Genomic DNA, 6,633 nt, shown 5'->3' with positions numbered 1-6,633 from the left:
GGGCCGCCGATCCAGAGCAGCAGCTCGCCGCCGGCACGGCGCTCGCGCCGGGCGATGTGCTGACCACGGGGCGCGACAGCTTCCTGACAGTGGGCTTCGCGGACGGGAGCCGTGTCGTGCTGCCCTCCAGCAGCTCGGCCCGCCTCGTCGAGGCGCACGGCCGGCGGACGCAGCTGGAGTTGATCAGCGGCCGGGTCGAATCGTACGTCGAGAAGCAGAGGGAGCGCGAGTTCGAGATCCGCACCCGCAGCTTCGCGCTGGGCGTGAAGGGCACGCATTTCCGGGTCCGGTCGGAAGACGGGGCGGAAACGCTGGAGGTGCTCGAAGGCAAGGTGAAGGCGACCGAGCTGGGCGGCGGCAATCGCAGCGCCGAAGTGGCGGCGCTCGAAGGCGTGCCACTGGGCGCCGCGGGCTCCGCACTCGAGGTGCGCAGCCTGCTGCCGGCGCCGGCACAGCGCGCGCCCGCCGGCCGGAACACGGTTGCGGCGGAAGCGGTGGCGGGCGCGGCCGCGTACCGCCTGCAACTGGCGGCCGACGCGAGCTTCCTGCGCCTGGCGACGGAGTCGCGCGAGCCGGTGCCCCGCTTCGCGTTGCAGGGCTCGCTGGCGACTGGCTTCTATCACACGCGGGTTTCCGCCCTCGACGCGCAAGGCGTTGAAGGGCAAGCGAGCGAGGGCGTGACCTTCGTGGCACCGCCACAGCACCCGATGCCCAGCGAGGCACGCGCGGCGGGCAACGGCCTATGGCAGATCCGCTGGACAACACGTCAGGGGCAACGCCATACTTTCGAACTCGCGCGCACGCCCGATTTCGCGTCGCCCCTGGTGGCCGAATCGGGAACCTACATGAGCGGCGTGACGGTCGGCCCGCTCGAAGGTCCCGCACGCTACTACTGGCGATGTCGCGAACAAGCCGAGGGGGAGTCGTCGCCGCCGGCCGAATGGGGGGGCAGCTTCGAAGTAACCTCCCCTTGAACCGGGGAGTCGAGACGGGTGGGTACATGCAGCGACTGCGCCGTCGATACTTGTTCGAGTGGATGCTGATGTTGCTGCTGCTGCCGCCGACCATGGTCTGGCTGGACGGCAAGCCAGGACTTGTGGAGGCCAATGCCGCCATCTACGACAAGATCCTGCTCGACAGCGAACAACGCCCGACCCAGGACATCCTGATCATCGGCATCGACAGTCGCACGCTGGACGTTCTGGGCCCATGGCCGCTTCCGCGCTCGATGCACGCACAGTTGCTCGAGCGATTGGCCGCGCATGCACCGCGCGCGGTGCTGCTGGACCTGTTCTTCGACACGCCTTCCGCCGATCGCGCGCACGACCAGGCGCTCGCCACGGCAATGTCGAAGCTGCCGGTCTACCTGCCGCTCGACTACGCCGCGCCGCCGATCGGGCTGCCACGAGGCGAGCCCGCCTTCAAGCTTCCAATCCCGGAACTGGCGCAGCGCGCGCGAGGGCTCGGCCACGCCAACGCCGCACCGGATGCGGATGGCCTGGTGCGGGCCCTGTGGCGCTACGAGGGCCGGCCGGACAAGGTCTGGCCTATGTGGGACTCGAGATGGCCACGCAGACGGTCGAGCCGGTACCGGAGGAAGTGCTTGGCTTGCAGACCACTGATCGCTGGGTCCGCGGGGGGCGCTTCGGCGTCGACTTCGCGGGCGCCGCGGGCAGCTATCCGACGGTGTCGTACCTCGACATGCTGCGCGGCGATTTCACCGACGAGCTCGTGCGGGGCAAGCTGGTGCTGGTGGGCGCTCTGGCCAACGCTGGCCTGGGCGACACGATGCCGGTGGCCGGCATCGGCGCGCTCACGAGCCTGCCGGGCGTCGAGATCCATGCCAATGCATTGGATGCGCTTCTCACCGACCGCACGATCGACATGCCGACCGACTGGCGACGGGTGCTGTGGATCTGCGCGCCGATCTGGCTGGTGCTGATGTTGTTCCTCATCAGCGCGACCCACGCGGTGACGTGGACCATTGCAGTATCGCTCGCTTGCATCGTGCTGGACTACCTGGCGCTGGTGCACTGGCGTGTCGCCTTGCCGCTCGCGTCGCCGCTGTGCGGGGTGATTGCATCCTATGTGCTTTGGAGCTGGCGCCGCCTGGACGCGCTGCTGGTGTTCTTCCGCCAGCGTGCGGCGCTGCTGAATGCCGTCCCGGCCGGCGCCTTCGAGCCGCCGCTGCCCCTGCACCCGGCGCCGCTGGACTCGGTGGATCGCCGTGCCAATGCCCTGGATCTTGCGATCGAGCGCCTGACGCGCCTGCAGGCCTTGCTGACCGAGGGCATGTGGAGCCTGCCCGTGCCGGTGCTGATCTGCCGTGAGGACGGCATCGTGAGCCAGAGCAATGCAGCTGCCCAGAATCTTCTCGCCACGGCGCTGGTGCGATCTTCCACGGGTGCGGTGTTGCGGCCGGCCGCGGGCGGCGTCGACCACCTCAAGGGCGTCGACCTGCTGCGGCTGCTCGCCGATATGCAAAAAGCCGAGATCGCAGGCTCGCCCGCTGCCCGCACAACGACGGTCTGGGAAGAGGCGATGGGCATCGAGTACACGACCGAACAGGGAAGCGTGTTCACACTGCGGGCGGCGTCGCTCGGGGAGCTGGGGTCGGGCGCGGCGGCATCGCGCGCCTGGGTGGTGGTGCTCAACGACATCACCACCGAGCGCCGGGCCCAGCGCGAACGCGAGCAGTGGTTCAGCTTTCTCTCGCACGACGTGCGCGGCCCGCAGGTCACCATGCTCAGCCTGCTGGCGCTGTACGTGGAGGGGGCTTCCAACGTCACCATGCAGAACGTGATCGACGGCGTGGGCCGCGAGGCCCGGCGCACGATCCAGCTGGCCGAGAGCTTCATGGACATGCTGGAGGCGGAGTCGAAGGTCTACCGCTTCGCGCCGACCTTCGCCGGCTCGGTGGTGCTCGATGCGATCGACGCCACCTGGGCCGCGGCCCATGCCCGCGGGCTGGTCGTGAAGCCGCGGCTCGGCGCCGCGGAGGCCTCGCTCTCGGCCGATGCATCGCTGCTGACGCGGGCACTGGTGAACCTGCTGCACAACGCAATCCGCCACAGCAAGCCCGACAGCGCGATCCACATCTGTGTCGAGACGAACTTCGACGCGAACGCCCCTTATGGCGAGGTGCTGATTTCGCTGCAGGACAGCGGGAGCGGCATGGACGAGCCGCAGCTCGCCAAGTTGATGACCCCCAGCAGGGGCCGCCGGTGGAGCGCCAATGCCGATCCCGAGGCGGGACACGGCTGGGGGCTCGGCTTGACGATCGTGCACACCGTCGTGGCGCGCCACGGCGGCTGGATCGACGTCATCAGCGCACCGAATGCGGGGACGACCTTCTTCATCGGGCTTCCCCTGAGCCCGGAAGAGCCGGCCTTCGAGCCTTGAGGGGCCGGCGTTTCAGAATCCGAGGACGGGAGACGCCTCGAGCTTCAGATCCCTCGCCGACAGGGTCACCAGCTTCGGTGCCTTCTTGCCGGGGCTCCTGCTGAGCTTGAAGCCGGCATAGCGAATGGTGCTGAGCTTCCATTCGCAGCCGTGGAAGGCGATGAGTCCGAGCTGGCTGCGCAGCCGTCCCACGCTGGCATCGAGCCATCGGCCACCCGTTTCCGGCGCCAGCCCCGCCGCCATGGTGCGCAGCCAATCGCGCGACAGCACGTGCTCGATGTTATGGAAGAACTCCAGCGCGAGCTCGAAGTCCAGCGGACGCATGCCGATCTCGGTCCCGTCGAGCACCACGGATTCCTTGGACGGCAAGAAGCGATAGCCGCCCCACTCCAGGCCTGCGTCCTCGGCGGCGAGCCCGTGCTGCGCGAAGAATGCCCTCATTCCCTTGTAGACGTCTGCGAATGATGAAGGCGCCGCGAGCACTGCGTCTCCCGCGGAGCAGCGCAGTGTCTCGGCTGCCTTGACGGGGTTCTCTCGCGCCAGGAAGAGCAAAGGCACTTCGGGACCGACCAGGCTCCTGGCGGCGCGGATCCAGGCCTGCTGCTCGAGCGGGTTCGGCGGCAGGCCGACGCACAGGGCCGAGCACCGCAGGAGGCTCCCGCGCAGCGGGAGCAGTTCCTCCAGGTCATTGAAAACGAGCGGCGCATGACCCAGGGCGCGGATGGCGCGGCGCATGTGTTCCCGCGAGCGAAGCATGGGGTCGAGCACGGCGACTCTTCGACGCAGTTCATTTCTGGCAGACATGTCATTAGCTCCAGTGAATGCGTGGGTGCTCACAAAGAAGTGAAACACAGGAGCTTCCTTGTCGCCGCCACGCGTGATGTAAGACTTAAGGATTGCGATAGTGCCGAGCAACAAAAGTCACGTGGAGGCGTTGTGACAATTGATCAGGATTGGGGCACACGGAAAACAAGGGTTTCCAAGCGGCCTTCACGAAACGAGGCCGCGAGCGATCGGATCCGTGCAATCTGCAAGGCGTGGGCATCGCCCGGACGCGCCGGCGCGCTCGTCGCGCGCCATCACAACCTGATGAATTGTCGCGTCGGGCGAGCCTCGCCCCGATTGCAGCCCTAACCTGCCAACCGCTATCGAGACAAGGGCTCCTCCACTGGCCCGGCGGCTTTCAGCGGCGAACGGAGTGGCTTCTTTCTGATTGTGGTTCCATGTCACTTTCCACGATGATCGGGGCGCCGCATTTCCCCTCGCATTCCCCCTCGCATTTGCCAGGGCGCGGATTCAACGCCCTCACCCGTCCTGCACCGCGGCAGTCCGTACTGCGCTTCGTCGCCGCGCTTCCCTTTCGCAATCACACGGGCCGGGACGCACTGGTCTGGGTCGAGTTCTGCATGGCGGCGCTGCTGAACCGGGAGCTCGAAGCGCAGCAGGCGCTTTCCGTGCTGCCGCTCATCGACGTGGTCACCGCGCTCAAGAGGAGCGGCGAAGGCCCTTCGAGCGCCCGTGCCATCGAGCAGGTCCGCGCACTCGGTGCCCGCACGGTGATCGCTGCCCAGGTGCACTCGCACGAGAACGGCTTCGAGCTGCGCTACCAGCTGCATGGCGACATGGCGCTTGCCGATGCCAGCCCGCTGCGAGGCGGCGACCTGACACAGCTGACCATCGCACTCGGCCGGAAGCTGGCCCGCGAGCTCGTCGACGAGGAGCCGGCACGCGTCTCCACCGACACCTTCACGAACGAGGCCTTCACGCGCGCCATGCACGCGGCCCGGGAGCAGCGCTACCAGGTGGCGCAGGACTACCTGCAGGTGTGTGTCGCTTCGCAGCCGCATGCGCTCGACATGGACGTCGAGCACGTCGAGAGCCTGGCCGCGATCGAACACCCCGAAACCGCGCCGAAGGCCCAGCACCTGCTGGCACGCGCGGCCGCATCGGCCGATGTCGCGACACAGGCGAGGGTGCTGCGCGCACTCGCCGCCTACTACCGCGCGCTCGAAAACAACGAGCTCGCCCGAACACTCATCCACCGGGCACTGACGCTGCTCGAGGCGAACGGCGACGAAGCGCTGAAGGCGGCGGTGCTGCTGGAGCGCTGCGAATTGGCGATCGCGGATCGCGAGTTCGAGCTCGCGCAAAGCATCGGGCGGCGTGTTCTCGCCGCAGCGCAGGGGGGAGACCATGACCGGCTGACGGCGCAATGCCTGCGGCAGGAGGGCGTGATCGCGCACCTGCGCGGCCAGGCAGATCCCGCGCTGGAAGCCCTGCAACGTTCGGCGCGGCTCAGCCGCACCCCGCACCCGCAGCACGCAGACCTCGCGCGTACCCTCTACCAGATTGCAATCGTCCACCGCGATGCCGGGCGCATGCGCGAGGCGGCCCTGGCAATCGACGAAGCGGTTGAATGCGCCAAGCTGGCCGGCACGCCGGTACGCCATGCGCTCACGCTCGCGCTGGCGCTCACGGTGCACAGCGATGCGGGCAACCACGCCGTCGCGGACGCGGCGCAGGCGACACTGGGATCGGCGTCGATGCAGCAGTCGCGCGCCGGACGGTTTCTATCGCAGCTGACGCAGGCCTGGCTGCACTGGCGCAGCGGCCGGACCGTCGACGCCCTGCAGCGCATGGAGCAGGTTCGCATGCTCGGGCGTGAGGCACGGCGCTTCTGGCTCAGCTTTGCGATCACCATGCACACGGGCATGGCCATCGCGGGCGGGCGCTACGACCTGGCGCACGACCTGATCGCCGAGATCGAGGCCAATCGTCGCTTCTACGAAGGCACTTGCCTGTACGGTTGCGCCACCTTCTTCAAAGCGGCGCTGGCCCACGCGAGAGGCGACCGGCAGCAGGCCTGGCGGATGCTCCGCGAGACCCTGGCGGTCTCTTCGGTCGGCATCGTCCGCTCCAACGCCTGCCTGGCGGCCGCCTGGCTTGCCTGCGAGGATCGCGCGCTCCACGAAGTCCAGGGCTGGCTCGACCAGGTACCCGCATGGACCGCGGAACATCCGAACGGCATCATGGCGCTGGCGCGCTTCCGGTTCGAGCAAGGGGACTGGGCCGCGGCCGCGGAGCTTCAGGCGCGCTACGTCGAGCGCTGGCCGGCAGACGAAGTCACCTTGCACCAGAGACGCCTTCTGCACGACTATCGCGAGGCGATGCAGACGGGAAGAGCCTTCGCGATCCCGCGGCTGCCGCACCTGCTGACCTTGCGTTTCTGAG

At 68.2% G+C, this 6,633-nt stretch carries 4 protein-coding genes and 1 pseudogene; 4 read left to right on the top strand and 1 reads right to left on the bottom strand.

All coding sequences use genetic code 11. From position 1 onward, the window contains the following. The 3 genes and pseudogenes from APY03_RS34005 to APY03_RS45425 form a co-directional block, all read left to right on the top strand. On the top strand, positions 1 to 974 hold a 974-nt coding region (locus tag APY03_RS34005), incomplete at its 5' end, for a FecR family protein (RefSeq protein ID WP_083944754.1). Further along, positions 899 to 1,501, top strand: a pseudogene (locus APY03_RS45785) (CHASE2 domain-containing protein); the annotation flags it as partial. The gene APY03_RS34005 and the pseudogene APY03_RS45785, both read left to right, overlap by 76 nt. A 62-nt stretch (positions 1,502 to 1,563) precedes the next feature. Next, positions 1,564 to 3,402 (top strand): sensor histidine kinase, encoded by a 1,839-nt coding sequence (locus APY03_RS45425; protein ID WP_068684301.1) that lies wholly within the window; start codon positions 1,564 to 1,566, stop codon positions 3,400 to 3,402. Positions 3,403 to 3,414: 12 nt separating this feature from the next. On the opposite strand, the gene APY03_RS33995 is transcribed toward APY03_RS45425, so the two are convergent. Beyond that, positions 3,415 to 4,206 (bottom strand): response regulator transcription factor, encoded by a 792-nt coding sequence (locus tag APY03_RS33995; protein ID WP_146039424.1) that lies wholly within the window; start codon positions 4,204 to 4,206, stop codon positions 3,415 to 3,417. 419 nt (positions 4,207 to 4,625) lie between these two features. Between APY03_RS33995 and APY03_RS33990 the strand changes: the two genes are divergently transcribed. Further along, on the top strand, positions 4,626 to 6,632 hold the full coding sequence (locus APY03_RS33990; protein WP_068684298.1) for a hypothetical protein: 2,007 nt from the start codon (positions 4,626 to 4,628) through the stop codon (positions 6,630 to 6,632). Position 6,633 lies beyond the last annotated feature (1 nt).

The organism is Variovorax sp. WDL1 (assembly GCF_001541225.1).
In the GTDB taxonomy this organism is placed as follows: Bacteria; Pseudomonadota; Gammaproteobacteria; order Burkholderiales; family Burkholderiaceae_C; genus Variovorax.
This window is presented reverse-complemented; position numbering and strand designations above follow the sequence as displayed.